We start from the raw sequence: 25,557 nt of genomic DNA, 5'->3' as shown, positions 1-25,557 counted from the left end.
TTGTATAAACTAAGCTTTTGATAGTTTTTAGCTATCAAAAAGCTTAGTATCTGAGAAAAAAACGATTTAATTTAATTTAAGTTTTGATGTACTCTCTGTTCGAAATCATATAGATCAAGTTATGATTATTAATTCAAAAATGGACTCATTGAGATAAAGCAATATTATTAATTAAACTATTACCAGGTATTAAATTATATCGAATGATTTGTGTATAACCATATTTAATATATGGTCGGTTCCCTGTGTTAATTATTTATTAAATAATAGTGTGATACTAAATAAGTTCTTTAAAATGTAATAATAAAACCTTCATACTAGGAAATGATAATGAAAAAAGTATTATTGACAGCAGTTGCTACTGCAATTATTGGTGCATCATCTGCTTACGCTGCAACTGAAAATGCAGGCGGTGGTCAAGTTAATTTTTATGGTAAAGTGACAGACGTTTCTTGTACTGTTTCAGTTGATGGTCAAGGTAGTGATGCTAAAGTTTATTTGGCGCCAGTTTCAGTAAAAGAAGTTCAAGAAGCAGGTGCAAATACTTATTTAAAAGCAAAACCATTTGTTATTGATGTAACACAATGTCAAGGTGTTAACGATAATACGGTTTTAAACGTTAACTGGACTGGTGGTAACGTATTAAATGGTGCTTCAGGTATTAATGCTGGTTATTTAGCTAACACTGTTACTGGTGCTGCGGACGGAGCTGAAAATATACAATTAGTTTTAGCAACAGATGCTAGCTCTAAGTTAGAAAATAAAATCGATCCTAATAGTGCAAAGCAACCTAAAGCAACAATAACTGAAATTACTGACGGTAGCCGTTTCACTTATTTCGTAGGATATGCAACTTCAACGCCTAAAGATGTTACAACTGGTATCGTAGAAAGTTATGCAACTTACGAAATTACTTACGAATAATATTTATTTATTTCAAAAGTAATATTTATCTAAGCGGTAGTGATTACTGCCGCTTTTATTTAGAGGTTCAAATGAAAGCAATTGTTTTATTCTTCTGCTTCGTTTTCAGTGCATCTTCGTTAGCGAATAATATTATTGTTAACGGCACGCGATTTATTTATCCTGGAAATGAAAAAGAAATTACCGTGCAATTAAATAATACGGCAGATAGGCCAGCGGTCGCACAAGCATGGTTAGATACCGGTGATGCATCGGAAACTCCAGATACAATAAAAACACCATTTCAAATTACACCTCCAATATCCCGTCTGGATGCAAAAGGTGGTCAAACACTACGCATTAAATTGATGGATAAAAATGGGATCCCACAAGATAAGGAAAGTTTATGGTGGCTGAATATCTTAGATATTCCACCAACAGTAAAAACAGCAGGAAAGGAAGATCAAAACTTCTTACAGCTAGCAATTCGTTCTCGATTTAAATTTATCTATCGCCCTGTTGGGTTAGGTAGTCGTGAATTAGCACCAGAACAATTAGTTGTGAATGCTAATGGCAATAATCTGATTATTAATAATCCTACGCCATTTTTTATTACCATTACAAAAATTTCAACCGATGGCAAAAATGGATTAACGGATAAGGCGGTAATGTTAGCACCTAAAAGTCAAACTTCAGTGGTATTGAAAAAAGCAATTAGAGCAGGTGAAAGTGTTGTTTTGAACAATATCAATGATTACGGTGCGGATATAGCAGTAAAAACGACTGCTAAATAGGATAGAAAAAATGAAACAGCGAGAGTTAATAAATAAATATAGCAATACACTCTCTGTGACCTGCTTCGTCACCGTATGTATGATGCCAACATTTTATGCATGGAGTGCTGAAAGCACAACCTACGAATTTAATAGTGGGTTCATAGTAGGCAGCAAAGATAATGTTGATTTAGAACGCTTCAACACGACTGCAATCAGTGAAGGTAAGTACTCTGTTGATGTATATACTAACGGTAATTGGAAAGGTCGCTATGATTTAAATGTTGTTCAACAAAAAGATGGCAAATTAGGTGTCTGTTATACACCCGCTATGTTGAGTAATTTTGGCGTTAATTCAGAAAAATTAAATCCGCAATTAAATGCGCAAGAGTCTACTTGTTCCCCGTTGAATGAGTGGAATGCAATGAAGGACGTAAACGATACTTTCAGTTCTTCGAACCTACGTCTAGATATTTCAGTTCCACAAATTTACGAGCAGCGTTTATCACGTGGTTATGTCGCTCCGCAATTTTGGGAAAAAGGTATTCCTGCGTTAAATTTAGCGTATATGGCCAATTATTATGATAGCCATACTAGCGGTTCTCAAGGTCAAAATGATGCCAGTGCTTATTTAGGACTTAATGCAGGTTTATCAGTTGATGGCTGGTTACTAAAACATATTGGTAATTTAAGTTGGCAGCGTTCAGGAAGTACGAGTTGGAACAGTAACCAAACCTATCTGCAAAAGCCGATTGCTGATATCAAATCAAAAGTGACTGCCGGCCAGTTTTATACGGATGGTGATCTTTTTGACAGTATTGGGTTACGCGGGGCAAGAATTGCTACTGATGACAGCATGTATCCAGATGGAATGACATCATATGCACCCGAAATTCGTGGTGTCGCACAAAGTAATGCATTGGTGACTGTTAGTCAGAACGGTTCCATTATTTATCAAACCTCAGTACCACCCGGACCGTTTGTATTGAACGATGTTTATCCATCGGGTTACGGTAATGATTTAAATGTTACGGTGAAAGAAGCAGATGGTAGTGAAAGTAGCTTTAGCGTGCCTTATTCATCGTTAGCACAACTGTTACGCCCAGGGTTTACTCGTTACCAAGTCGCTGCGGGGAAATCAGATACTGATGGTTTGCATAATCGCCCGTATATTGTGCAGGGAGCAATTCAACATGGCTTAAATAATACCTTTTCACTCTATGGTGGAGTGACTGCGTTTGATGATTATCAAGCCTATTTAATTGGGACGGGTGTAAATACGGGTATTGGTGCTGTTGCAGTTGACGTTACACAATCACGAACAGCATTGAAAGACCGTACCGATAATGGTCAAAGTTATCGAGTAACGTTTAACCGTTTAATTACTGAAACAGATACGAATATCTCGCTAGCTGCATATCGTTATTCAACGAAAGATTACTTCAACGTAAACGATGCATTATATGCAATTGATTATGATAAACGTGGTATTGCAAATAACAGATGGCGCGAAAAGAATGGTTTTAGCTATACGGTAAACCAAAATCTGCCTGAAGGGTTTGGGGGACTTTATTTTACTGGGCGTATCTCTAGTTATTGGGAACGTTCAGGAACGGAAAAGCAATATCAATTTAGCTACAACAATCAATTTCAACGAGTTTCTTATTCTATTAACTTTATGCGTGTTTATTCGGACAATAATAATGGAAAGAAAGATGACCGTATTAGCTTAAATATTAATCTTCCCCTTTATTATGGCGATAGCCGAAGCACGACACTAACATCAAATACAACGTTTAATAACGAAAAATTTGGCTCTACTCAGCTTGGGGTTAATGGTGCATTTGATGACGAAAATAACTGGACTTACGGGCTCAACACTGCGGCAGCAAATGGTGGTGAGTATAGTGTTGCAATGAACACTGGTTATCGTTCACCGTATGTTAATACCAATGCTAACTACAGCCAAGGCGAAGGTTATAGGCAATATGGCTTAGGCGCTAACGGCTCTGTCGTTATACATTCGGGCGGTGTGGTTCTTACACCAAATACGTCTGCGACGATGGCTTTGATTGAAGCCGAAGGGGCTGAAGGGGCATCAATTACAAGTGCGCCGGGTGTGCGGGTGAATAAGGGGGGTTATGCTTTAGCACCTTATGTTAGACCTTATCGCATCAACAATATTGAAATTGACCCTAAAGGGAGCCCTGAAGATATTGTGTTTAATAATACCTCCGAACAAGTGGTTCCATATGAAGGCAGTATTGTTAAAGTAAAATTTGGCACAAAAGTTGAGCGCAATCGTACCTTTAATGTTGTACGTCTCGATAAAAAACCAATGCCATTCGGCGCTGAAGTGACTAACCAGCAAGGCGAATCAATTGGTGTAGTTGGACAAGGCGGTACAGTATTTATTAGTAATGAAGAAGCAAAAAATGCTTATGTGAAATGGGATAACGGTCAGTGCGTATTTTCTCTGGAAGCCGGAACCAGTAAGGATAGTATATGTCGATAAATGTGATTTTACGTAATGGGATAGCGCTGGCGGCAGTGCTATCAAGTATACCTGCATATGCAACCTGTACAAGAAACATGAGTGTTGCTGCAGAGCGTATTGACATGCAGTTTGGTCGTGTAGTTGTTTCTCCGGATTTAGATGTTGGTAGCGTGATCCAATCAAAAACTTGGTCAATGGAAGAAACGGGTAAATATTGGGCTAAATGTTATGGCGGAACTCTTCTTGATGCGGTAGTGACGGCATCAGGAGTAACGGAAGGGGCTGATAAAGTTTATAACACTAACGTTCCTGGTATTGGATTACGTTTTAAAAGGATGGGAGCAGTATCAATGACCTATCCTGATAAATTTAAAGTTAAAGGAAATAGTCAGGACCAACTAAACGTATATTTAGCAGGTTCAACCTTTAGTTTAGAAATTATCAAAACGGCAGAAAATACGGGCTCAGGGCGCATAACTCAAGGGGAGTACACCCGTTATGGGTATAACCCTAAAACGGTTGAGCCTGCAATCATTACCTATTTATCAGCGGATGCTATTACCATCGTGTCACCCTCTTGTAAAATTACCACAGGTAAAAATCAAGATGTGATCTTACCGCCGGTGAACCGTACAGAGTTTAGAGGTGTAGGAACAACGACTGGTGAAAAACAATTCCCAATTAATTTACTTTGCAATGGTGGGATCAGCATTTCCCCTGATTCTATTGCCGTGAATATGACCTTTGGTGGAACAAAAGCACCTAATACCCCAATAAATAAAGGTGTATTAGATAATGCGGCAAAAAATTCTATGGCTCAGGGGATTGGTGTTCAAGTACTAACGGATAAGAACAAAGAGTTAGAATGGGGCAAAATTTATAAGGTCGGTGAGTTAACTAGCGCGCAAGATAAAGAAATTCGTATGAATTATATCGCTCGTTATTATCAGTTTGGCTCAAAAATTTCTGCCGGTGAAGTTGAAGCTAAAATGTTATTCAATATTACTTATGACTAACAGGGGATACCTAATGAAAAACTGGTTACTGATAATGCTCCTGTTTGTGTTGAGCTGTGCAAATGCTACCGCTGCGTTGGAAGCAAATTATGATGAAGGTCTGGTCAATTTCGCAGGGAAAGTCGTTGATATTTCTTGTGAGATTTCAGTTAACGATCAAGGTAGTGATGCGAATATTTATCTAGCTCCCATTTCATTATTTGAAATTCATAATAGTGAAGGCGGGGCTTATATGAAGCCTAAAATGTTTACCATTAAACTATCACAGTGCCAATCGATTAGTCATAATGGTGAAGTCGTTGACGCTGATTTAAATAAAATTAGTGTAGCGTGGTCAAATGGTTACTTGGTACCTAAAACTAATTTTGAAACATCAGGGTTGCTAAAAAATATGTTAGCAGATGGAGCTCAAAATATTAATTTTGCACTATCGATTAATAATAATACAACGTTAGATGCAGATAATAAGATTGTGCCTGCTGATCCTGCTCAGCTTAAAATCATTCCTAAAGTTTCCGATAATAAGGATGCTATATTTCAATATTATATCGGGTATACAACAGGATCCCCTAAAACGGTGACAACAGGTTTAATGGCAAGTTATGCCACTTATGAAGTACAGTATAATTAAAAATATTTAATTTAAAATAAATAAAACACTTCTAATGTATAGTTAGGAGTGTTTTTTATTGTTAGATAATAAAATAAAAATAACATAGCGTTCAATTTGCTATGTTATTTTTATATTTTATTTCAAATTTTGACAGTATGATTGTATAGTGCAAAAAGAGTAATGAAAACCATGATAATTTTAAATGAAATATTAAATTACATTTTATTATGGACGATAACGCTTTCTGCGGTATATTTTAACTCTTGATTTTTGATACCCATATTATTATCTTGAATTGAATAATACTCATCAGAAATATAGCCTTGAAAGAACCAGGCTATAGGGCACTTTAAGGCGATAGCTATACTAACTAGATGATTTAAAGGTATTTTGTTGATTCCGTTTTCATAGCGAGATATTTGCTGTTGGCTAATATTTAATATTTTGGCTAAATTAGCACCCGAGAGCCCTAATTCTTTTCGCCTTGCTTTTATCTTGATTCCAATAAAACAATGAATGTCCATGTGACACCCTCGATTGATAACGGGATTATAGTGAATGCTAATGCATAATAAAATTATACAATATATAAAATATTAAAAAAACAATTAATTTCAATGTCGACAATATTTAATTTGTGTATGTCTGATAGAGAATGAGTGATTTTTTTAGTTGGAATCATCAGGTGCTGATAATTTACATATGTAATAGTGAGTGCGTATTTTCATGAATGGAGATCACCCAATAACATCCATTGTTCATCAGCTGTTCGTTTAGCGATCTAGAATTGTTCTTTTCCTGATGTGAGCTGATAGTTGATAGACTTGGACGTTCTATCGGGTTGCTCATAAATCTGAAGCATATTGGCAGGAGATGAGCGGAGCTGAGCTCAACACAATCTCGATAAGTTGGTTTAGTTTGTTCGTCGTAATAAATTCTCAACGTGACGACAGCAATAATTCCCACGAAAGGAAGGCTATTTAATGCGCGATGTTTCATTGAAAGATAACCTCCTATGGTCAATGTGTTTTCCTTGGCTGTAAGCATCCAGTTACACTTTTTTGTTAATACGGGATAAGCGGTAATAGGTATCGAGAGGGCCGTCTTCACAATCGCCAGTCGAGGTACTGAATAGTTGGTTTGTTTGACTATCAATCACTTCGGCAATCACGAAGGCGCATTTAGCGCCCAGATTCACTGTGCTCGTGACGACATAACGTCCCTCGAGGTAATCGTCAACACGACAATCCTTATCGGTAATCGCTAGGTTATTACACATTGGTGTAAACCACTTTTATCGATAGCGGTATCAAATACATTCGTGTTAAAGGCGTTAGCGATAAGATTGAGGCAAAAAGTCATGAAAATGAATACGTATTTAATCATGATTTATTATATGAACGCATCCCGTTTGCAACAGCATCCATTGTTTTGACATTGACGGGTAGGTTGCAGCTTTATATCCGGCTTTTTGCAGCCGTAAAGCTGCGAGCCCCTATGTAATCCACTGACTCACACCTCATTTCCTCTGCGAGCTTCAAGCTCAAAAAATCATTCAGTTTTAGTGAGTTCCGGTTTTGCTTGTCTTTGTCATCACGCAAGCCACCAGAGCAACCTTTCAGTATTCACCCTTTTTTAAGCGTTAATGTTTATCAGTGTCAGCAATTAATACGGTCTGATACTGATATGATCGGTGACACATGACGAATGCTTTTACAAAACGGCCTTGCAATAATCGCACTTCATGACCCTGTTTTTTCAACTTACGCACCCAGTGCTGTGAGCCTCCACTGGCCTTCATGCCAATCAGGCAAGGTTCCCGGTTACTAAAGAACGTCAGAAAATCCTGACAACGGATCTGTTTATCAAACACTTCACCTGTATATTCATTAATGAAGTGAACTTGGATCAAATGCTTTGCGATATCAACGCCAATCGGTGTATATTTCATGTTGTGGAGTCTCCAGTCTGAGGGAGCTTTATGCATCCCGTATTGGGCACTATGATACCGGAAATCTATGAGGCTCCGCACCTCACTGCTCATCTTTTGTGCGCCTAGTCAAGTTAGATGGGATACGTTCATTACATAAAATCATGAATTTATCTGAGTACACGCTGTATACCAGTTGTGAGCCCTGTTGTATGTGTTCCGGTGCGATGGTATGGAGTCAATCAGGTCGGATGGTTTATAGCCTTTCTCATGATGAGCTACTTGAGATTGCGGGGTTTAACATCATGTTATGCAGTGGTGAGATTTTCGCTAAAAGCCCTTTTAAGCCTGAGGTGACTCACGGTGTTTTAAAAGAGAAGGCAATGTTAATTTATACACAATATTTTCAACCAACGACTTAACATCAAACGTCGGCCAATAATGAAAGTATCGGTTAAGTTGACTAATAAGATAACGAGTCACGATGATATGATTAGCAGGTAACTAATGACATTCATTAAATTACCCGAAAAAGCGGGTTTTGCTCTGCGTCATGCGCCGCCGGAACAACAGCATGCTTTTCTTGCTGTGATTGTGCATTGGCCCAGTAATGTGGTGCAAAGTATCCAAGCCTATTCTGAATAGCTTAAGGCCAAAATAGCCCAAATCGTGGCGGTCTAGGGTGGTGTATGGCTTAACCCTGAAGAGGGCAACCAAAAGCTGAAACTGCAATGTGCGCAAGGCCACCTGATTAACACTCGTCCATTCTACTTATGCCTAGGGGGATGGTGCATAGGGTGTTATGTTGAAAGCCAATATGTGGCTATCTTGCTTCTACTAGTGCATTTGTCATCATAGTAAGATAAAGATCCATTTAATGGTTTGGGTTAAATAAAAAAAGAATACCATAATAGCCATCTTTACGGATATCCGTGAAGATGGCTTAAAATAGAGTTTAGTTTGATTAACGTTCTAGCTTATGGATGTCATTGGGGGACTACGACATTCTTTATTTCCCGCCTTAAGGGATGAAAGCGGCTTGACTCTCATTCTGTTGTCCTATCTACCCACCTATATGATAAACATATCCTCCACTGTGAAAAATTCCTCCTTGTTCAAGGCAAACATCACGTCCATAGCGTTCATAGTCAAAGTAATGGGATAAATGCCCAAGTTGTGCTAAATCATAACAACCACTTTCTTCTATCCAGTAATAACCTAAGTCATATTCATTATTGACCCCCGCTAATTGCTGGAAAGAATCCAAGTTATCCGCTAAATGAATTAAATCATGAATCGAACTCGCTGAAGCTCTGATTTCAATTGCCGCCTGATAAAGATCAATTTCATCAGGCGATAACATGGCTAATTGTGTGGCTAACTCGTTCAACTCATCTAAAAGGCTGTATTCTGAGATGTAGGACGAAAGGCCATCAATGGAGGATTCATAGTCGGTCAAGAAATACTCTTCATAATGAGTCCCATCAATGCCAATACGCGCTAAACAGTGTTGTACCTCTTCTAAGGTGACGGGAAGCTCAAGCCACTCGCCAACCAGTTCGCCTTCGTTATATTTCCCTAGATTAGTGATAAAAACAGAAATAACCCCAGATTTTAGGCATGGGGAAGCCGTAGCAGTAGTGTGCATATTAAAACCCTAATATTGATGTTCAGTGAGGTGTAGACGTTATTGAGGAAGGTCTTTGATAATACGAGATATATGAAAATGAATGGAGGTAAGTCGTGTGATTATCACGCTGCAAATTCATAAGGCATAATGAAATGACCCTGTATACTGTCAAGATAATCAGCCCACCATTGGATCATCTTTGTACGCTCCATGATGTGCTCTGCTTTGTGAATATAAGCCGCCCTAACGTGATTTCGTTCTTGGTGACTCATTTGCCCTTCAATGGCATCACGCCCCCAAAGACTGGATTCGACAAGGGCGCTGCACGCCATTGCCCTAAATCCATGCAAACAAAGTTCAGTTTTCGTGTCGTACCCTAATTTACGGATCGCTTTGTTTAACGTATTTTCACTCATCGGTTTGTTGTCATCTTTTACGCTACTAAAGATAAACGTACTTTTTCCGGTATATTCATAAATTTCTTTCAGCAGAGTTAAAGCTTGAGAGGATAATGGAACAAGCTGTGGTGTTTTCATTTTTGACCCACGATGAGCATATTTCACACCTTCTATGGCTTCTCGCTCAGCCGGAATTGTCCATAACTTTTGTTCAAAATCGATTTCATCCCATCGCGCCAACCTTAGCTCACTGGAGCGAACAAAAGTGAGTAAGGAGAGTTGTAAAGCTAACTGAGTTAGTCGATTACCCTGATAGTGTTTAATGCGTATCAGCAGCTCTGGCACTTGCTTTATGTCAAGAGCAGGTATATGTGTCACTTTATTCATTATTAATGACGCCACCAAGCTCCTGTGCAGGATTATAGGTAATTAATCCTTGCTGGACGGCATAACGTAAAATAGCCTTAATCCGCCGCTGTAGTCGTGACGCAAGTTCTGTTTTACCCGTTAACGCAACTGCTTTAATTGGTGCGAGTAATACTTTGGTTGTTATTGCCTCAATGTGCATATCGCCAGTGTCTGGGATAACTTGCTCGATGGTTTTGAATGGGGATGTAGAAAGCGAATTATTAGTAATAGAAGAATTCATCATGACCTCTCATTTATGGTTGTGTACATAAGAGAGGTCTCTCCGTTATTTTTTAATCCTTATTTAAATTTTCTTGAATAGCTTTTACAATAATGACAACAACATCCAGTAATGCTGAAAACATATAAACCTCCATTAATGAATAAAATAAAAAACATCACCATCGACACTCAACTCAGTGATATAGTTTTGAAATTAGTTATAAGTCACTTTCATTAATTAAAGGAAGAGTGTTTACTGCATGACTTCGGGGTCTGCCTCTCGGACTTTTAATATTAATCCCGCTCGCGAAACAACAATAAAAAGGATAATACTTTTGATGTATTTGGCCATTCACAAAAAAGAGAGCATGAGCATGAAGCATACCCATTAGGGTGGTTACATCACTTAACTAACGAAGACCAAATTATTCATAAAAAATTAATGGAGTTTTAATTATGCGTATTATCTTATTATTTATTTTAAGCTTGTTCAGCATGAACGTATTAGCCTTTGAATGTACTACCGAAAACACAATTGACTATCCCGGTTATAAAGGTGAGCCCTTAGTAGATATGGGTCATGTGATTAAACCAATCAGCGACGCAGTTACAACTCCAATGGACGGGATATCTAAAACCTACTGTATGCGAGGGTATCCATACAAAGGCGCAGCGAAACGTAAAGTCCTTGCTGTTATCCAAGAAGGTGTTGTACAGCACAAAGGAAACACCGCACGTTACCTATTTAACTTTACGGATGGAATAGGGGCAACATTCCCATTGGATAACTTAGATACACCTTGGTGGAATTTAGACAAACCCGAGTGGTATTTATTTTGTGTGAAAGATGGTTTCAGTGATGCAAAGAAATGCATGACATCACACCGTCCTTTAGCGTATCTCTTTAACGATGACCTCGACGCGTATCTGCAAGTTAATCAACCCGTTAGACCACACAGCGAGGTCTGTGTTCGCATTGATGAAAACAAACCCGAGTGTACCGACGTATCAGATGGTTGGACCGGGGAAGAAGCCTACCGTTTATTTGAACGTGTAGCTAACGGTAAGCGTGTCCGCGTTAAATACACTAACTTAGCAGACCAGGCGGTTATTACCGACGACCAATTACAAACCACTTACTTCGCAAGATTCATTGCAGACATGCTCATACCTAATCAAAAATAAAAGGGAATCCTTTATGAAACGTTTATTAACCGCTTTATTTTTATTCTTTAGTTTTAATACGTTAGCATTCGAATGTACAGATGCTAACACTGTCGTACACCCAGCGTACAAATCAACAAAAGTAAAAGTAGAACCAACCCTTATGCCTGTTACCACGGAATCACTTGTTGGCATTTTAGGTAAGAATGTGAAAACGTTCTGTATTAAAGGCCATATAAACAAACTGACTAACCGCCAGACGATAGCAATAGTCCAAACCGGTGAGTACACCGTCGGTAACGGTAAACCCAGTTCGTACTTCTTTAACTTTACGGACGGTTGGGGTTACACCATGCAGACACGCTACACCAAAGACTTCTGGTGGGATAGGGCTAGACCGGATTGGGCGATTCAATGTACTCGCGATGCGTTTACAGACGTTGGGTTATGTTCGATGTTTAGCGGCGTGATTCGTTTCACCCGTTATACTGACAATAATATCAAGTTAGAAATCGGTGGGGTAAACGCTCCCTCGTATACTGAATTCTGTGTTCGTGGTAATAATTCCAATACTTATTGTGGAACTCACAGTGATGCGTTTACTGGGACTAAAGCAGCGGACATCATGACTGACCTGAGTAAGAGTACTGACGTGCGCGCCCAGTACGTTAATCAGTATATGGAAACCAAAGTACGTAAGATGGAATTCAAAACGACTAGCTTAGCGAGACACTTAACCGTTCTATTAAGTATGCGTATGGCAGAGGAGTAAGTTCATGAAAAAATTCGTATTAGGTTTAGCATTAATTTTAGGATTTAACATTAACGCCATGGTGTTCGACTGCACGTATGATAACATGAAACGTTCTTCAACGGATGAACAAATCGACTTTTCATCATCATTGTGCCGTATTGATTTTTGATGCCATAAATTGGGCGAGTTTGTCTTCAGGGAATTTTTTAGTCAGAAGAGTGAATGCGCATTCACATTCCTGTTTATTAAAGGCATTACTGTTGTTAACACATTGATGCATAAAAACCTCTTTGGGCGACTCTGAACAACTGGTTATCAAGAATAAGCTTAAAATAAGCAGATATAAGCGAAGTAGGTTGCGATTTTTCATTAGATATTCAGCCATAAAAGAAAGAGTACACAGGGATCAGCCCGACAAACCAGCCAATGATTTGAGGGCCGATAGCCCAAAAGAGCTTGGCTTGTATCAGCCCTATCGCACCTTCGCGTGTTGTGATGTAATCTGGCATAATCGCGAGTGTAACTATCCCGTAAAATAATACAGCTCACTCGTAGAATTTCTTGTAAACTAAAACAAAGGAGTTTTACGATGAGCAAACGCATGACTGAAAGCCAGATTGTGGCGATTTTAAAAGAAGCCGAAGCGGGTATGCCGGTGAAAGATATTTGTCGTAAGTACGGCATCAGTAATTCAACGTTTTATAAATGGCGCGAAAAATACGGCGGTATGGAAGCGTCTGATGTGCGCCGCTTGAAAGAGCTTGAAGAAGAGAACCGTCGACTTAAGCAGATGTATGCTGAGTTGAGTCTCAAGTCACAGATGCAAGAAGACATCATAAAAAAGCTCTAGCGCTTGTGGCAGAACGGAAAGTCTGGGCACACGAGTTACAGGTGCAGTATAACGCAAGCGTAGTGAAGTGCTGTCATGTGGTTGGTATCAGTCGTACCGCTTACTATTACGAGCCAAAGCTGACCGATGATGACGAAATCATTGATGCCTTGAATGCTTTAATCGACAAGCATTATCGGTGGGGGTTCCCGAAGTGCTTTAAACGCCTTCGAAAGCTAGGCCACAGTTGGAACCACAAACGTGTTTATCGCGTTTATAAGGAGCTAAAACTGAACCTGCGACGCAAAGGCAAAAAGCGACTGCCCAACCGTAACCCAGAGCCGTTAGCTGCACCGAATGCATTGGGAAAATCTTGGTCAATGGACTTTATGAGTGACAGCTTGCACAACAAAGTCAGGTTCCGCACATTTAACGTTATTGATGACTTTAATCGCGAAGTTTTAGGTATTGATATTGCGACCAGCATGCCGTCATTGCGTGTCATACGCTATCTTGACCAACTTGCTGAGTGGCACGGTTACCCTGAGAAAATTCGGGTTGATAATGGCAGCGAATTCACCTCGGAAGTGTTTGTAAATTGGGCAAAAGCACATGACATTATGATTGATTACATTAAACCCGGTTGCCCATATCAAAACGCATACATTGAACGATTTAACCGAACTTATCGCGATGATGTACTCAATTGCTACATTTTCAACAACCTGAACGAAGTGAAGCAAATAACCGAAGACTGGATTGAGCTATACAACAACGAACGGCCGCACGATTCACTCAATGACATGACGCCATTTGAGTACCGAAGTGCGGCATAAATATTCTACGAGATGACTGTGTTATAAATGGGGTATTTACACCCCATCATTGATAGGTTTTATTGGAGCACCAAATCCAGTGTCGTTGACTACAGGAGCCTTTACGATTCTAAAAGAGATTTTTAATATAACAAGCCATTCTTCAGAAATAAAGAGTCACCCTTCATATTTCCTTCTCATGACGTCAAAAGGAAAAAATAAATATTATGACTGAAGCAGTAGGAAATAATGTGAAAACATATTCACTTAAGCAAAAAGGTTGAGGTGCTGTCGGATCTGTTATTAACGAGGAGCTAATTACTTTGCCGAGTAAAGTAACTCAGCAAAGTAGCATAGACTTGAATGAATTATTAGATTTTAACTAGTCCGCTAGTCTCTACTGAAGCTCTCAAATTAATGGCAGGCTCCTGTGAGCCAACTCGGTAGGTGTAAGACAGGGGGTGATCTCTAGCAATGTCAATGAGATCGATTAGAGCCTCAGTTGCTCTCAGAGCTTCATTTGGAAGTTCTCGAGACTCGAAGCTACTGAGTGTGCCGGGCTTCATATGTGCAATCTGCTCATGCCTAATCTTTAATACTGGTTCTACGAGTGCAAGGAACTTTTCAGTTGCCAATTTCACAGCCTCGGGTGAAGTAGAAGACGAGCCGCGTTTCAAAAACATTGATACAGATCTCACATCTTTCCTTTTATCCGCAAGACGCGCTAAACGGATCACCAACATTTCCAACAATGCATTGAGGGCTACCAACTGATTGGCAAGCTCATATCTTGTACTGCTATTGGTAAGGCCTTCCATCAACCGCTGATACGTATAGATGGTTGTTAGGATGTGCCATGCTTCAGCTTCCATTTCTTCAAGAATCGTCATAAATACTCCACAAGGGTCTGATAGTTATTATGCAGATATCTAAGCACCCAATTTAAACTAATTTTATAATTCAAGGTGTAGAAGATGATACTGAATCACTACGGATAGATTAGACACTTTAGAGTTTTATTTGGACAGCCCTGTCCCGGAAGACAATTCTACCTTAGTGTATATAAGGACTGCTTATGGTACATAGCTGACGTCTGGATGATGTATAGATCTGCGCTATTATGGTACCAGCTAAATTTAGCTGGTACATAGTAAGTTATCCAACTAGCGATATCCCTCTTATCCCGCCTTCAATAATACTCCTCCTATCTGCTTCCTCAATAAAATCAGCCCACCATTGCATCATGGGGCGTCTTTGCTCTAGGTAGTCACTGCGATTATAGGCGCGTCTAACTTCGTTTTTATCAACGTGGGCTAGGGCGGCTTCGATAACGTCAGGTGGAAATCCTTGCTCATTGAGTGCCGTACTAGCAATTGAGCGTAGACCGTGTGAAACAAGTACGCCACCGAATCCGGCACGTTTTAAAGCCGCATTGACGGTTTGACTGTTCATTGGTTGGGTAGGCTTGATACGGCTAGGAAAGATAAACTCACGGTTACCACTGAGTGGTTTCATTAGTTCTAAAATAGCTAATGCAGCGTCAGATAACGGAACTGTATGTTCTCGGTTCATCTTCATTCTGGCTGCGGGTATCTTCCATTCCTTGGTTTCAAAGTTGATTTCATCCCAACGGGCTTCAGCTGCTTCGGCAGGGCGGGATATGGTAAGTAGCTGCCACATAAACAAACATCTGGTAGGCAAAATAATATTAGCTGTACGCATTGTTTGCATCAGTTGCGGTAACTGCTCTGGGCGAATACTTGGCATATTTTTTTTCTTTGGTTTTTCAAAAGCTTTACCAATGTTGATACTTGGAACGGCATCAATTAAGCCAGTATTTTGAGCATAGATCATGACTTCGTTAATGCGCTGACAAAGACGGCGAACGGTTTCTAGTGCGCCTCTGGCTTGTACCGGTTGTATCGCTTGAACCAATATGTGAGCTTTGATATCGGTGACGCTGATATCGCCTATGGCGGGAAACACATCTCGTTCAAGTGAACGCCAGATATCATTACCGTAGTCCTCTGTGACGGTGGACTTCTTCACTTCCCACCAACGTTCAGCAACAAGTTGAAAGGTATTGGTTTTAGCTTCTTGAGAGTTTCTTATTTGATTTTTCTGATATTCTTGAGGATCAATATCTTTTGCCAGTAATGAGCGAGACTCCGCTCTAAGTTTTCTAGCATCCGAAAGTGTGACAGCTGGGTAGGCCCCAAAACTTTGTTTGGTCCTTTGTTTTGTATAAGGGCGGTAGTAACGGAATTGCCATAACTTGCTTCCGCTAGATTTGATTAGCAGTGTGAGTCCATCACCATCATACAGCTGATAGTCCTTATCCTGCGGTTTAGCTGCTTTGATTTCGGTATCGGTTAATGGCTTAGTTTTTCTTGCCATAAAAAATCTCCATGCGTTTAGGCCCAACAAAGATGTTAGTTCTTTTCGTTGGGCCTATCAATGGGCCTAAAGGAATTAGCTTGGGTGGGATAAAATAGGACAGCGTAGGACATAAAAAAGCCCGCAACTCATTGAGTTAGCGGGCTTTTTAGTCTTCCTAGGACGTCCTTAGAAGATAATTTGGTGGAGCTGGCGGGAGTTGAACCCGCGTCCGAAATTTCCACATCCTCGGTACTACATGCTTAGTCTAGTCTTTAATTTCATTTGCCAACTGCGGATAGACACGCCATCAACAAACTATCCTGATTAAGTTTAACGCTTCAACCCCAGGCAAGGCATCCACGCGATCTCTTTTGGGTTTGACTTCTCTTGATCCCCGTCCTAAGAGCGGAGGCTAGGGAGAGAAGGCTCTAAGCAGGTTATTAAGCTGCTAGTGCGTAGTTTTCGTCGTTTGCGACTATTTTTTTGCGGCTTTTTACGAGGCCAACCGCCCCTCGGCATGCACCTTGGGTTTCGCAAATCCCGTCGAATCCAGAATCAGCCCCAAGTTGTGAGCGCAGTATAACAGAAAATAACTCTATAAAGCTAGGACTTAGCGATTAGAATGTTTCATTATACGTGCTTTATCTAATTGCCACTCTCTATCTTTGATATCAGAACGCTTGTCGTGGGCTTTTTTACCTTTGGCGACGCCAATTTTCACTTTGCACCACGCGTTTTTCCAATATAAGGAAAGAGCGATGACGGTATAGCCTTCGCGGTTAACTTTACCGTAAAGGGTATCTAATTCACGTTGATTAAGAAGCAGTTTTCTGCTGCGAGTTGGGTCACAAACTACATGGGATGATGCGACCGTCAGTGGCGTAAAGTTGGCACCAAACAGATATGCTTCACCATCGCGCAGCAAAACGTAGCTATCACCAATGTTGGCTTTACCCGCGCGTAATGATTTAACTTCCCAACCTTGTAGGGATAAACCCGCCTCGAACTCCTCTTCGATAGAATATTCGTGGCGAGCACGTTTGTTCATAGCAATTGTTGCTGAACCGGGTTTATATGGTTTTTTCTTTGTCATAGTTCATTCATTATACGTTAAGATGCGTTGAATGAAATCGTTCAACACTGATATTTTTGCGATTGTGCATTTCTTGCCCTGCACGGGTTTTGTTTTTTGAGTAACCCATCAATGGTGCTATTATATGCGCAGTTTTTGGGGATAGGAATTGATATGCCACAGATTAGTCGCTCTGCGTTAGTCCCTTTTAGCGCAGAACAAATGTATAAACTTGTGAATGATGTGATTTCATATCCAAGTTTTTTACCGGGATGCGTTGGAAGCCGAATTATTAGCCAGAATTCAGATGAAATGACGGCATCGGTTGAGGTTTCAAAGGCGGGAATTAGCAAAACCTTCATTACGAAAAATGCGTTGGAAGATAATAAACGTATCCAAATGCAGTTAGTGGAAGGTCCTTTTAGAACTCTATCTGGGGGATGGCAGTTTATTCCTTTGAGTGCTGACGCCTGTAAAATTGAGTTTCATCTCGATTTTGAATTTACCAATAAGCTGATTGAGTTGGCATTCGGTAAAATATTCAAAGAGCTGGCCAACAATATGGTTCAAGCATTTACCTCTCGTGCTAAGGTCGTTTACCGTGTCTGATATCAATATTGAAGTGACTTATGCGTTGCCTGAAAAGCAATTTTTGCTTTCTGTGAAGGTTGCAGAAGGAACCACAATTGAAGATGCAATTATTGCATCGGGTATTTTAACGCTGCGTTCGGATATCGATTTAAAGAAAAATAAAGTAGGCATTTATAGTCGCCCAGCGAAATTGGATGATGTGGTTCAAGAAGGGGATAGAATCGAAATTTATCGCCCATTAATTGCCGACCCGAAAGAGTTGCGCCGCAAGCGAGCTGAAAAATCGAAAGAGAATAATAAATAAGATATTGCGCAGTGAGCGAATCAATTTGATATGAAACCGAGTGAAAGCTCGGTTTTTTTGTATCTCATTTATAGGTTTTTCTTTGTGGGTGCTATGGATGCGTCGATTGATAGGCTAGAACGTAGAGGGTGGCGCTTTTATGTATTGGCAAGAAGCTATAAAGGGATGAAAAAAAGCACTAAAGTAACTACCTGTTTGTTATCCCATCATTTAAATGGGGCAGGTAGCTACTTACATACTCAAGTCATACACGCTCAAGCATTGCACTATATAGGGTGTTATTCCGCTGCTTTTGGTTCTGATGCTTTAACTTCACCAGCTTCCATGGCTTGTTGCGCTTCAAGGTTTTTTTCGTTTTTGATATCAGTCAGGATACCGTTACGATCAAACGTCAGCGTCAATGTTTCTTGCTTCACTGGGTCATGTCCCAGCTCTTGGCGGAAAACATAAAACCAAGTCTGAGAACCAAACGGGTCAGTCATCATTGGCGTGCCTAAAGCATAAGCAACCTGTTGCTGTGTCATTCCTTTTTTAATCTTCGCAACATCTTTCGCCGTCAGGTAGTTACCTTGGTTAATATCCGGATGATAGACAAGACGTTCCATCATTGAACAGCCTGTGGACATTAATGCGAATGATAGTGCTGCAGCAGTTAACAATTTATAACGCATGGATATCTCATTCCTTTTGGAGTCAGAACATCAATGATAATCGACATTGATACAATTTAAAACCTTCCAGATCGACTCTAAGACAACAGGAGATAAAAAAAGTTGTCGAAATTTAAGCTGCGAGCAACTCTTTTGCATTAGCCAACGTATTTTTTGTCACTTCAGAACCTGCGAGTAATCGTGCAAGTTCTTGTAATCTGGATTTTTTATCCAGTAACTGCATGTGAGTCTCGGTTTCTACACCGTTTGTTTCTTTACTGACATAAAAATGGTGATGACCGCAGCCTGCGACTTGAGGCAAGTGAGTCACACACATAACTTGGGTGGATTCGCCAAGCTCACGGAGCAATTTCCCGACGATAGCGGCGGTTGGGCCACTGATACCCACGTCTACTTCATCAAAAATTAACGCCGGAGTATCCATTTTTTTCGCGGTAATCACTTGAATAGCTAAAGCGATGCGAGATAGCTCACCACCTGATGCGACTTTTGCTAAGGCTTGATGAGGTTGTCCCGGGTTTGTGGTGACATTGAATTCGACTTTGCAGGCACCATCGAGTTGCAAATGTTCAGGAACAAATTTTACATCAATCGTGAATAGACCATGAGGCATTGAAAGTTGATGCATGCTGCTGGTAATTAGTTGGCTGAGTTCTTGTGCGTAATGCAGGCGTACATGATGTAAACGTTCTGCACACTCTAATGCTTTTTGGTGATCAGCAATGACCTGCGCATTTAAAGCTTCACAATCTTCATTTTGATTAGCAATTTGATTTTGCTCTTCGACTAATTGCTGAAAGAGTTCAGGCAGAGCTTCAGGCGTAACATGATGTTTGCGCGCCAAACTAATTTGTTTGGAAATTCGTTGCTCCAATTCAAATAAGCGATTTGGGTCTAACTCGTATTGATCGCAGTAATGTTTAATTTCATCACTCACTTCACTAACTTGGATGGCCGCTTCTTCCAGCATATCCAATAATCCTGAAAATTTAGGATTCAGAGTGACTAAATCAGAAAGCTCATTTTTTGCCGTATTAAGAAGGCTGATGACGTTCGCATCGTCACTTTCAGTTAGGATTTGAGCCGCTGTTTGCCCAATAGTTAAAAATTGCCCGTGATTAGCAAGCTGCTTATATTCTTGGTCAATTTCCTCAAACTCCCCTTGAACGGGTAGGAACTCATTTAACTCTTTTAAATGATAATCAAGCAATTGCTGGCGAGATTCACGCTCTTGCATCTGTTTTTGAAAAACAGCTAATTGCTGACAAGACTCATGCCACTTTTGCCACGTTTGCTTCATTTGAGCGAGTAATTCTTGCTGATTAGCATAAGCATCAAGTAAGGATTGCTGATGGTCATTATCCAGTAATAACTGGTGAGCGTGTTGGCCATGAATTTGGATCAGTAATGCACCGAGTTCACGTAATTGGGATAAGGGAACGGAAACACCGTTAATAAAGCCTCGAGAGCGCCCATCGGTTGCGATGGTACGGCGAAGCAAGCATTCATTTTGATTATCAAGTTGATGCTCAATGAGCCAGTTTGCCGCCATTTGAGCGTCAGAAAGTGAAAAACGGGCACACAGATCGGCACGTTGAGCACCAGGGCGAACCATGTTGGCTTCACCTCGGTTACCTAAACATAAACCAAGAGCATCGATAGCGATGGATTTACCCGCACCGGTTTCACCTGTAATTGTCGTCATACCGCTACGAAAATCGATTTCTAACTCACGAACGATAGCAAAATTATTGATGGTTAGTTGGGTTAGCATCTGCGCTCTCCTGTTTAAATACACACCTGTGTTTTCATACAGTTTAACCTGTTTTTTTATACAGTAAAGAGGCAGTGCGAAAAATTTAAAAAGTTTTTTTAGACCAACCGAGCTTTGAACTTAATGTATTGAAATAATTGTAATCTTTTGGATGAACTAAATTCAGACTCTTCGAGCTGCGTTTAATAATTACCTCTTCGCCATCCTGGATAGGTAGCATAATTTGACTATCGCAACTGACTTCATAATCAATATTGGTGCGTAAAAATTTTAAGCGAATACTGCTGTCGCTACTGATAACTAATGGGCGAGACGATAAGGTGTGAGGGAACATCGGCACGAGTACAATAGCGTCTAGATTTGGTGTAAGGATAGGCCCCCCAGCGGATAAAGAGTAGGCTGTTGAGCCTGTCGGGGTCGCAATAATTAAGCCATCTGAGCGTTGCGAAAAGGCAAATTTTTCATCAATGTAAACTTCAAATTCAATCATATGCGCGACTTTACCTGGGTGCAGAACCACTTCGTTGATGGCGCTACTTTTACGGGCTTTTTGATTCGCTTTGATAACTTGAGCTTCTAATAAAAAGCGTTGTTCTTCATGATATTCCCCATCAAGAACACAAGAAAGTTGTTGAAGGGCATTGTCGGGGTCTAGGTCGGTTAAAAAGCCTAAATTACCACGGTTTACGCCAATAACTTTATTGTTATAGCGGGATAAAATTCGCGCAGCTCCAAGCATGTTGCCATCGCCTCCGACAACGACGACTAAATCGGCTTGTTGACCGATTTCTGTTAAAGTTCCTGTATTGGCATCTTTTAATTTCAAATCCTTAGCCACTTGTTTATCAATTATTGCGTGGTAATTTTTTGAAATCAGCCAATGATAGATAAGTTCATGGGTCGCCAGTGCTTCAGGGTGCCTTGGGTGTCCGACAATACCGATAGTTTTAAATTGTGAAGATGGTGTCATCTTAGCCTTTTGCATACTTTTTTAACTCCTCGTTGTATGACTTCCCTTGAATCCCTGTATTAGATCCCCATAATACTCTCATAGATAGAATTATTGCTAAATACGCGGAGATATTCATGAGTAGTAAAGAACAAAACATGCATGATGAGCAAGCTTCTGAGCAAAATGAAACACAAAAAGTGCAAGCAGAGCAAGAAGTTGATACTCAACAAGCAGATTTACAAGCCGAAGAACAAGCGTTAGCAGCGCGTATTGCTGAGCTTGAACAGCAACTTGAAGCTTCCCGTAAAACTGAACGCGAAGCGATGTTACGTGCTCACGCTGAAATCGAAAATATTCGTCGTCGTACAGAACAAGATATTGAAAAAGCCCACAAGTTTGCGCTTGAGAAGTTTTCCAATGAATTGTTGCCTGTGATTGATAACTTAGAGCGTGCAATTGAAGCCGCTGATCGTGACAACGAAGAATCCAAAGCAATGTTAGAAGGCTTAGATCTTACGTTGAAAACGTTCTTAGATGCCGTTTCTAAGTTTGGTATTGAGCCTGTTGATGCGGCGAATGTGCCATTCAACCCTGAAGTTCACCAAGCCATGACCATGATTGAATCCCCAGACCATAGTGCAGGTCAGGTGATCAACGTAATGCAAAAGGGTTATACCTTGAATAACCGTCTGCTGCGCCCTGCAATGGTAATTGTTTCTAAATAAGTTTAGAACATAAATAATTTTAGGGTATATAACGCGAATGGGATGCTGAGCATCCCATTTTTCTATGGCGAGCTTTATTGCTATAGAATGTGTTTATTCAGGAATAACCGGATACCAATCAATCGGTGCGCGACCTTGTTGTTCAAGCAATTGATTAGCTTTTGAGAAATGACCACATCCTAGAAAGCCTCGATGTGCAGACAGTGGGGATGGATGAGGGGCTTTAAGTACATGGTGGCGTTTAGTATCGATAATGCGACCTTTCTTTTGTGCATGAGAGCCCCATAAAAGAAAAATTACACTCTCAGTATGATCATTAATCGCCTGAATCACTTTATCAGTAAAGGTTTCCCAGCCTAGATGTGCATGTGAGTGCGCATTACCTTGTTCTACAGTTAATACCGTATTGAGGAGTAAAACCCCTTGTTGCGCCCAGCTAAGCAGGTACCCATGTTCCGGGCGGACAAATCCAGGAATATCTTTCTCAAGCTCTTTATACATATTGACGAGTGAAGGCGGCGCTTTAATACCCGGACGTACAGAAAAGGATAATCCGTGTGCTTGTCCCGGCCCATGATAGGGGTCTTGTCCCAAGATAACGACTTTGATGTCTGCTAATTCAGTATAGCGAAACGCATTGAAAACATCTTCTTGCGGCGGGTAGATTACTTTTCCGCTTTCTCTCTCTTTTGCGACAAACGCGAGAGTCTCTTTGAAATAGGTTTGTGATTTTTCCGCACCGATTACGTCGTGCCAAGTCATCGTATTTGACATGAATGATTCCATAGTGATGTGTTTTATAGTTCGTAGCTTACTGGTTCATGACGTATAGATAAAGTGTTGTTCTGCGCTAACTCTCTAAAATAGCTTCAAATTAATTTGAAAAGTTACAAAAACAATTAAAAAATCCAAATGTGAATATTGATTTAAATCATGAAGATGCACCGGTTTGGTTAATTACCATACGAAATATTTGATAAATATCAAAGAATGTAGGGGTTCTAGCTGGTATATATTAGATAAACAGGTTGGTTAGACCAATTATCCAATCAACAGCGATTAAAAACAGTTAGCAAAGATTGATCAAAATCTGATTCGAACGTGGAGGTCGAGATGATTACTGGTATTCAAATTACTAAAAGTGACAATGCAGCACTGCTGAACTCTTTCTGGTTAATCGATAGCGAGACAAATGAAGCTCGTTGCGTGTGTGCAAAAGCAGATTATAGCGAAGGCCAGGTTGTTCCTAAAGATGAGCTGGGTGCTTTTGAGAGCCGTGAAGTTCCTCTCGAAATGAAACCAACTGTTCGTGTAGAAGGTGGTCAGCACTTAAATGTTAACGTATTAAGCCGTGAAACATTAGAAGATGCAGTAAAAAACCCAGAAAAATATCCTCAATTAACTATCCGTGTTTCTGGTTATGCAGTGCGTTTTAATTCATTAACGCCTGAACAGCAGCGTGACGTTATTACTCGTACTTTCACTGAAAGCCTGTAATAAACATTAAGGGGTCAATAGATCTCTTATCTTAATAAATTCTAAAAGCCATTGTTCTCAATGGCTTTTTTATTTACCTCTAACAAAGTTGATTATTTCCTCCCTTGGTTATTTATATTTCAATATTCTTCCAGCATACAGCATTTGTTAGGGAGAATTTATGCCATTCAATACAGCAATACAGCAGACAGTAAGTAAGGACGAACTTTCTTTTGTTGAAGAAGGTTTAAATTTATATCAACAAAATACATTTTTAGATTCATTATGCAGTTTTAGAGATAAATGGCCTAAGAATGTCACAAGAGAGGAGTTTTTAGGAAGAGATGCACAGAATAAAGATTATCTTTTAGCGTTACTATCACAAGGTGCCTATCATCGTAATTGGCGTGATATTCAAGGAGTAGAAAAACTTAGCCCGTCAAAAATTAATGAATTAGGCATAGATGCAGAACTTTTAAATAATGAATTTACAGGTTTTCAATCAAATATTTGTTGTTTTAATGGTCTGTATATTATTTGCTTTGCGGGGACGAATGATATTGTCGATTTTTATGCCAATATTCGGCAAGGGCTAGGGTATTACGAACCTCAATTCTTTCAGGCTGTGGGGTTAACTAATATTCTATATCGAGCCGTGAAAGGCAATATTATCTGTACAGGGCACTCTCTAGGGGGAGGTCTTGCATCAATAGCGGCATTGGCGAGTCAATCACCTTGTATTTCATTTAGTCCTTCAGGGCTTGCTCAAAACACAGTACATAAAATTGGAATGGATTATAACATTGCTAAGCAACAAGCAGATGAAGGTTTGATACGCTTTTATACTGTTCAATATGATTGGCTTGATGCACTTCAAAACACGTTACCAATCCCTTCTGCGTTGGGAAACCGTATCAAAATGGCTTACAGCGAACATAATTCTTGGAAAGACTGGTTACCACACCGTTTGATGGCCAGGAGCTTTATTGCACATTCAATGGTTAAGATTATTAGGATGATGTGCAAACATAAACCATGGAATAATTGGAATGCGATTACAGGTGAATTTGATAAAACAGCGGATTCTATGTTGAGTGAATTTCCTAACGTAGAGCAGAAACAAAGTTTTAATTGGCAAGAAAGTTGTAAAAATTCAATTAAGAAAGAAAACATCAGTGAATTTAAAGCATTACTTTCAATGAAAAATAAGCACTGCGATATTGATAAACTCGCTATGCAATCTGTTCGTACAGGTAATAGCCAATTTATAAAAGTATTATTGGAGTCACCATATGGGCAGGGAATTAAAAAAATGCAGTTGGCTCAGCAAAAAACTGTTTTACATTTAGCGGCTCAAAGTGGGAGAGTGGCTCAATCAGAAATTTTGCTGAGTAATGGTTTAATAGTCAACGTGAGAGATAATTTGGGAAATACTCCGTTGCATGATGCTTTAAATAGTCACTCTTTAGATGTCGCTGAATTATTATTATCGAATGGTGCAGATTGGCGAATGGAAAACAATCAGGGTTATAACTGCCGAGATATTTTAGATAATCATATGATAAAAGCAGAATCGTTAACTAATGAAAGCCGGGCTATGAGGGAGAGGGTCTATAAGCTAATGAACTTAAGTTAATAAATGAAAAACGGGCCGAAGCCCG

At 39.9% G+C, this 25,557-nt stretch carries 26 protein-coding genes, 1 other RNA gene and 2 pseudogenes; 16 read left to right on the top strand and 13 right to left on the bottom strand.

What is annotated here, in order from left to right; all coding sequences use genetic code 11:
- Positions 1-330: 330 nt before the first annotated feature.
- The 5 genes from H0913_RS12665 to H0913_RS12645 all read left to right on the top strand — a co-directional run bounded on the left by H0913_RS12665 (position 331) and on the right by H0913_RS12645 (position 5,820).
- Positions 331-924: a fimbrial protein gene (locus H0913_RS12665; RefSeq protein ID WP_181477361.1), complete on the top strand. Its 594-nt coding sequence runs from the start codon at positions 331-333 to the stop codon at positions 922-924.
- Positions 925-995: 71 nt separating this feature from the next.
- Positions 996-1,697: a molecular chaperone gene (locus H0913_RS12660; protein ID WP_181477360.1), complete on the top strand. Its 702-nt coding sequence runs from the start codon at positions 996-998 to the stop codon at positions 1,695-1,697.
- A gap of 10 nt (positions 1,698-1,707) precedes the next feature.
- Positions 1,708-4,191: a fimbria/pilus outer membrane usher protein gene (locus tag H0913_RS12655; RefSeq protein ID WP_181477359.1), complete on the top strand. Its 2,484-nt coding sequence runs from the start codon at positions 1,708-1,710 to the stop codon at positions 4,189-4,191.
- Positions 4,182-5,189 carry a fimbrial protein gene (locus H0913_RS12650; protein ID WP_181477358.1) on the top strand — a complete coding sequence of 336 codons (1,008 nt, stop codon included), beginning with the start codon at positions 4,182-4,184 and terminating at the stop codon, positions 5,187-5,189. Before H0913_RS12655 ends, H0913_RS12650 begins: the two co-directional genes overlap by 10 nt.
- Positions 5,190-5,202: 13 nt before the next feature.
- Positions 5,203-5,820, top strand: a complete 618-nt coding sequence (locus tag H0913_RS12645; RefSeq protein ID WP_039855100.1) for a fimbrial protein — start codon at positions 5,203-5,205, stop codon at positions 5,818-5,820.
- 197 nt (positions 5,821-6,017) lie between these two features.
- On the opposite strand, the gene H0913_RS12640 is transcribed toward H0913_RS12645, so the two are convergent.
- The 3 genes and pseudogenes from H0913_RS12640 to H0913_RS12630 all read right to left on the bottom strand — a co-directional run.
- Positions 6,018-6,326 (bottom strand): helix-turn-helix domain-containing protein, encoded by a 309-nt coding sequence (locus H0913_RS12640; RefSeq protein ID WP_181477357.1) that lies wholly within the window; start codon positions 6,324-6,326, stop codon positions 6,018-6,020.
- A 527-nt stretch (positions 6,327-6,853) separates the two neighbouring features.
- Positions 6,854-7,081 carry a hypothetical protein gene (locus tag H0913_RS12635; RefSeq protein ID WP_232368789.1) on the bottom strand — a complete coding sequence of 76 codons (228 nt, stop codon included), beginning with the start codon at positions 7,079-7,081 and terminating at the stop codon, positions 6,854-6,856.
- Between the two features lie 408 nt (positions 7,082-7,489).
- Positions 7,490-7,753 (bottom strand): annotated as a pseudogene (locus tag H0913_RS12630) (IS110 family transposase); the annotation flags it as partial.
- A 143-nt stretch (positions 7,754-7,896) separates the two neighbouring features.
- Between H0913_RS12630 and H0913_RS19000 the strand changes: the two are divergent.
- Together H0913_RS19000 and H0913_RS12620 are read left to right on the top strand one after the other, a co-directional pair.
- A complete protein-coding gene (locus tag H0913_RS19000; RefSeq protein ID WP_232368788.1) occupies positions 7,897-8,154 on the top strand; it encodes a hypothetical protein in 258 nt (85 codons plus the stop codon).
- 85 nt (positions 8,155-8,239) lie between these two features.
- Complete coding sequence (locus H0913_RS12620) at positions 8,240-8,377, top strand: hypothetical protein (RefSeq protein WP_181477356.1); 138 nt, start codon at positions 8,240-8,242, stop codon at positions 8,375-8,377.
- A gap of 418 nt (positions 8,378-8,795) precedes the next feature.
- Here the strand turns inward: H0913_RS12620 and H0913_RS12615 are convergent, their stop codons facing one another.
- Positions 8,796-9,380 (bottom strand): antirestriction protein ArdA, encoded by a 585-nt coding sequence (locus H0913_RS12615; RefSeq protein WP_181477355.1) that lies wholly within the window; start codon positions 9,378-9,380, stop codon positions 8,796-8,798.
- 104 nt (positions 9,381-9,484) lie between these two features.
- Positions 9,485-10,355, bottom strand: a pseudogene (locus H0913_RS12610) (tyrosine-type recombinase/integrase); the annotation flags it as partial.
- Between the two features lie 491 nt (positions 10,356-10,846).
- On the opposite strand from H0913_RS12610, the gene H0913_RS12605 reads away from it, so the two are divergent.
- The 4 genes from H0913_RS12605 (at position 10,847) to H0913_RS12590 (ending at position 13,973) form a co-directional block, all read left to right on the top strand.
- Entirely contained in the window at positions 10,847-11,575 is a 729-nt protein-coding gene (locus tag H0913_RS12605) for a hypothetical protein (RefSeq protein WP_181477354.1), read from the top strand.
- Positions 11,576-11,588: 13 nt separating this feature from the next.
- A complete protein-coding gene (locus H0913_RS12600) occupies positions 11,589-12,326 on the top strand; it encodes a hypothetical protein (RefSeq protein ID WP_181477353.1) in 738 nt (245 codons plus the stop codon).
- A gap of 4 nt (positions 12,327-12,330) precedes the next feature.
- Positions 12,331-12,477, top strand: a complete 147-nt coding sequence (locus H0913_RS18920; protein ID WP_181477352.1) for a hypothetical protein — start codon at positions 12,331-12,333, stop codon at positions 12,475-12,477.
- A 420-nt stretch (positions 12,478-12,897) separates the two neighbouring features.
- Positions 12,898-13,973 (top strand): IS3 family transposase gene (locus tag H0913_RS12590; protein ID WP_232368787.1). Its coding sequence is split into 2 segments (ribosomal slippage): positions 12,898-13,153 and positions 13,153-13,973, totalling 1,077 coding nucleotides; the frame shifts between segments, so codons are not numbered across the junction.
- Positions 13,974-14,323: 350 nt separating this feature from the next.
- On the opposite strand, the gene H0913_RS12585 is transcribed toward H0913_RS12590, so the two are convergent.
- From H0913_RS12585 to smpB, 4 genes are all read right to left on the bottom strand, one after another.
- Complete coding sequence (locus H0913_RS12585) at positions 14,324-14,842, bottom strand: hypothetical protein (protein ID WP_181477351.1); 519 nt, start codon at positions 14,840-14,842, stop codon at positions 14,324-14,326.
- A 265-nt stretch (positions 14,843-15,107) separates the two neighbouring features.
- A complete protein-coding gene (locus tag H0913_RS12580; protein ID WP_181477350.1) occupies positions 15,108-16,349 on the bottom strand; it encodes an integrase in 1,242 nt (413 codons plus the stop codon).
- A 181-nt stretch (positions 16,350-16,530) separates the two neighbouring features.
- Positions 16,531-16,894, bottom strand: a transfer-messenger RNA (tmRNA) gene (gene ssrA / locus H0913_RS12575).
- Positions 16,895-16,941: 47 nt separating this feature from the next.
- The gene (smpB, locus tag H0913_RS12570) at positions 16,942-17,424 is read right to left on the bottom strand and encodes an SsrA-binding protein SmpB (RefSeq protein WP_006814817.1); all 483 of its coding nucleotides are present in this window, start codon (positions 17,422-17,424) and stop codon (positions 16,942-16,944) included.
- A 153-nt stretch (positions 17,425-17,577) separates the two neighbouring features.
- On the opposite strand from smpB, the gene H0913_RS12565 reads away from it, so the two are divergent.
- Together H0913_RS12565 and H0913_RS12560 are read left to right on the top strand one after the other, a co-directional pair.
- Positions 17,578-18,012 (top strand): type II toxin-antitoxin system RatA family toxin, encoded by a 435-nt coding sequence (locus H0913_RS12565; protein WP_195848748.1) that lies wholly within the window; start codon positions 17,578-17,580, stop codon positions 18,010-18,012.
- On the top strand, positions 18,005-18,298 hold the full coding sequence (locus H0913_RS12560; protein WP_181477349.1) for an RnfH family protein: 294 nt from the start codon (positions 18,005-18,007) through the stop codon (positions 18,296-18,298). Before H0913_RS12565 ends, H0913_RS12560 begins: the two co-directional genes overlap by 8 nt.
- 278 nt (positions 18,299-18,576) lie before the next feature.
- On the opposite strand, the gene bamE is transcribed toward H0913_RS12560, so the two are convergent.
- The 3 genes from bamE to nadK all read right to left on the bottom strand — a co-directional run bounded on the left by bamE (position 18,577) and on the right by nadK (position 21,713).
- On the bottom strand, positions 18,577-18,969 hold the full coding sequence (gene bamE, locus H0913_RS12555) for an outer membrane protein assembly factor BamE (RefSeq protein ID WP_036949409.1): 393 nt from the start codon (positions 18,967-18,969) through the stop codon (positions 18,577-18,579).
- A 112-nt stretch (positions 18,970-19,081) separates the two neighbouring features.
- On the bottom strand, positions 19,082-20,743 hold the full coding sequence (gene recN, locus H0913_RS12550; RefSeq protein ID WP_154602635.1) for a DNA repair protein RecN: 1,662 nt from the start codon (positions 20,741-20,743) through the stop codon (positions 19,082-19,084).
- Positions 20,744-20,828: 85 nt separating this feature from the next.
- A complete protein-coding gene (gene nadK, locus H0913_RS12545; protein ID WP_181478775.1) occupies positions 20,829-21,713 on the bottom strand; it encodes an NAD(+) kinase in 885 nt (294 codons plus the stop codon).
- Between the two features lie 116 nt (positions 21,714-21,829).
- Here nadK and grpE point away from each other — a divergent pair, with 116 nt between their 5' ends.
- Positions 21,830-22,420, top strand: coding sequence for a nucleotide exchange factor GrpE (gene grpE / locus H0913_RS12540; protein WP_036949413.1), 591 nt, complete (start codon positions 21,830-21,832; stop codon positions 22,418-22,420).
- A 93-nt stretch (positions 22,421-22,513) separates the two neighbouring features.
- Here the strand turns inward: grpE and ung are convergent, their stop codons facing one another.
- Positions 22,514-23,194 (bottom strand): uracil-DNA glycosylase, encoded by a 681-nt coding sequence (gene ung / locus H0913_RS12535; RefSeq protein WP_154639207.1) that lies wholly within the window; start codon positions 23,192-23,194, stop codon positions 22,514-22,516.
- Between the two features lie 339 nt (positions 23,195-23,533).
- Between ung and grcA the strand changes: the two genes are divergently transcribed.
- A complete protein-coding gene (gene grcA / locus H0913_RS12530; protein ID WP_108478520.1) occupies positions 23,534-23,917 on the top strand; it encodes an autonomous glycyl radical cofactor GrcA in 384 nt (127 codons plus the stop codon).
- 160 nt (positions 23,918-24,077) lie between these two features.
- On the top strand, positions 24,078-25,532 hold the full coding sequence (locus tag H0913_RS12525) for an ankyrin repeat domain-containing protein (protein ID WP_181477348.1): 1,455 nt from the start codon (positions 24,078-24,080) through the stop codon (positions 25,530-25,532).
- Positions 25,533-25,557: the final 25 nt, after the last annotated feature.

Origin of the sequence: Providencia rettgeri (genome assembly GCF_013702265.1) — a bacterium.
In the GTDB taxonomy this organism is placed as follows: domain Bacteria; phylum Pseudomonadota; class Gammaproteobacteria; order Enterobacterales; family Enterobacteriaceae; genus Providencia; species Providencia zhijiangensis.
This window is presented reverse-complemented; position numbering and strand designations above follow the sequence as displayed.

Coding starts and splice junctions, on each gene's coding strand:
- H0913_RS12665 (WP_181477361.1), top strand. CDS start 331: ATGAAAAAAGTATTATTGACAGCAGTTGCTACTGCAATTATTGGTGCA.
- H0913_RS12660 (WP_181477360.1), top strand. CDS start 996: ATGAAAGCAATTGTTTTATTCTTCTGCTTCGTTTTCAGTGCATCTTCG.
- H0913_RS12655 (WP_181477359.1), top strand. CDS start 1,708: ATGAAACAGCGAGAGTTAATAAATAAATATAGCAATACACTCTCTGTG.
- H0913_RS12650 (WP_181477358.1), top strand. CDS start 4,182: ATGTCGATAAATGTGATTTTACGTAATGGGATAGCGCTGGCGGCAGTG.
- H0913_RS12645 (WP_039855100.1), top strand. CDS start 5,203: ATGAAAAACTGGTTACTGATAATGCTCCTGTTTGTGTTGAGCTGTGCA.
- H0913_RS12640 (WP_181477357.1), bottom strand. CDS start 6,326: ATGGACATTCATTGTTTTATTGGAATCAAGATAAAAGCAAGGCGAAAA.
- H0913_RS12635 (WP_232368789.1), bottom strand. CDS start 7,081: ATGTGTAATAACCTAGCGATTACCGATAAGGATTGTCGTGTTGACGAT.
- H0913_RS19000 (WP_232368788.1), top strand. CDS start 7,897: ATGAATTTATCTGAGTACACGCTGTATACCAGTTGTGAGCCCTGTTGT.
- H0913_RS12620 (WP_181477356.1), top strand. CDS start 8,240: ATGACATTCATTAAATTACCCGAAAAAGCGGGTTTTGCTCTGCGTCAT.
- H0913_RS12615 (WP_181477355.1), bottom strand. CDS start 9,380: ATGCACACTACTGCTACGGCTTCCCCATGCCTAAAATCTGGGGTTATT.
- H0913_RS12605 (WP_181477354.1), top strand. CDS start 10,847: ATGCGTATTATCTTATTATTTATTTTAAGCTTGTTCAGCATGAACGTA.
- H0913_RS12600 (WP_181477353.1), top strand. CDS start 11,589: ATGAAACGTTTATTAACCGCTTTATTTTTATTCTTTAGTTTTAATACG.
- H0913_RS18920 (WP_181477352.1), top strand. CDS start 12,331: ATGAAAAAATTCGTATTAGGTTTAGCATTAATTTTAGGATTTAACATT.
- H0913_RS12585 (WP_181477351.1), bottom strand. CDS start 14,842: ATGACGATTCTTGAAGAAATGGAAGCTGAAGCATGGCACATCCTAACA.
- H0913_RS12580 (WP_181477350.1), bottom strand. CDS start 16,349: ATGGCAAGAAAAACTAAGCCATTAACCGATACCGAAATCAAAGCAGCT.
- smpB (WP_006814817.1), bottom strand. CDS start 17,424: ATGACAAAGAAAAAACCATATAAACCCGGTTCAGCAACAATTGCTATG.
- H0913_RS12565 (WP_195848748.1), top strand. CDS start 17,578: ATGCCACAGATTAGTCGCTCTGCGTTAGTCCCTTTTAGCGCAGAACAA.
- bamE (WP_036949409.1), bottom strand. CDS start 18,969: ATGCGTTATAAATTGTTAACTGCTGCAGCACTATCATTCGCATTAATG.
- recN (WP_154602635.1), bottom strand. CDS start 20,743: ATGCTAACCCAACTAACCATCAATAATTTTGCTATCGTTCGTGAGTTA.
- nadK (WP_181478775.1), bottom strand. CDS start 21,713: ATGACACCATCTTCACAATTTAAAACTATCGGTATTGTCGGACACCCA.
- grpE (WP_036949413.1), top strand. CDS start 21,830: ATGAGTAGTAAAGAACAAAACATGCATGATGAGCAAGCTTCTGAGCAA.
- ung (WP_154639207.1), bottom strand. CDS start 23,194: ATGTCAAATACGATGACTTGGCACGACGTAATCGGTGCGGAAAAATCA.
- grcA (WP_108478520.1), top strand. CDS start 23,534: ATGATTACTGGTATTCAAATTACTAAAAGTGACAATGCAGCACTGCTG.
- H0913_RS12525 (WP_181477348.1), top strand. CDS start 24,078: ATGCCATTCAATACAGCAATACAGCAGACAGTAAGTAAGGACGAACTT.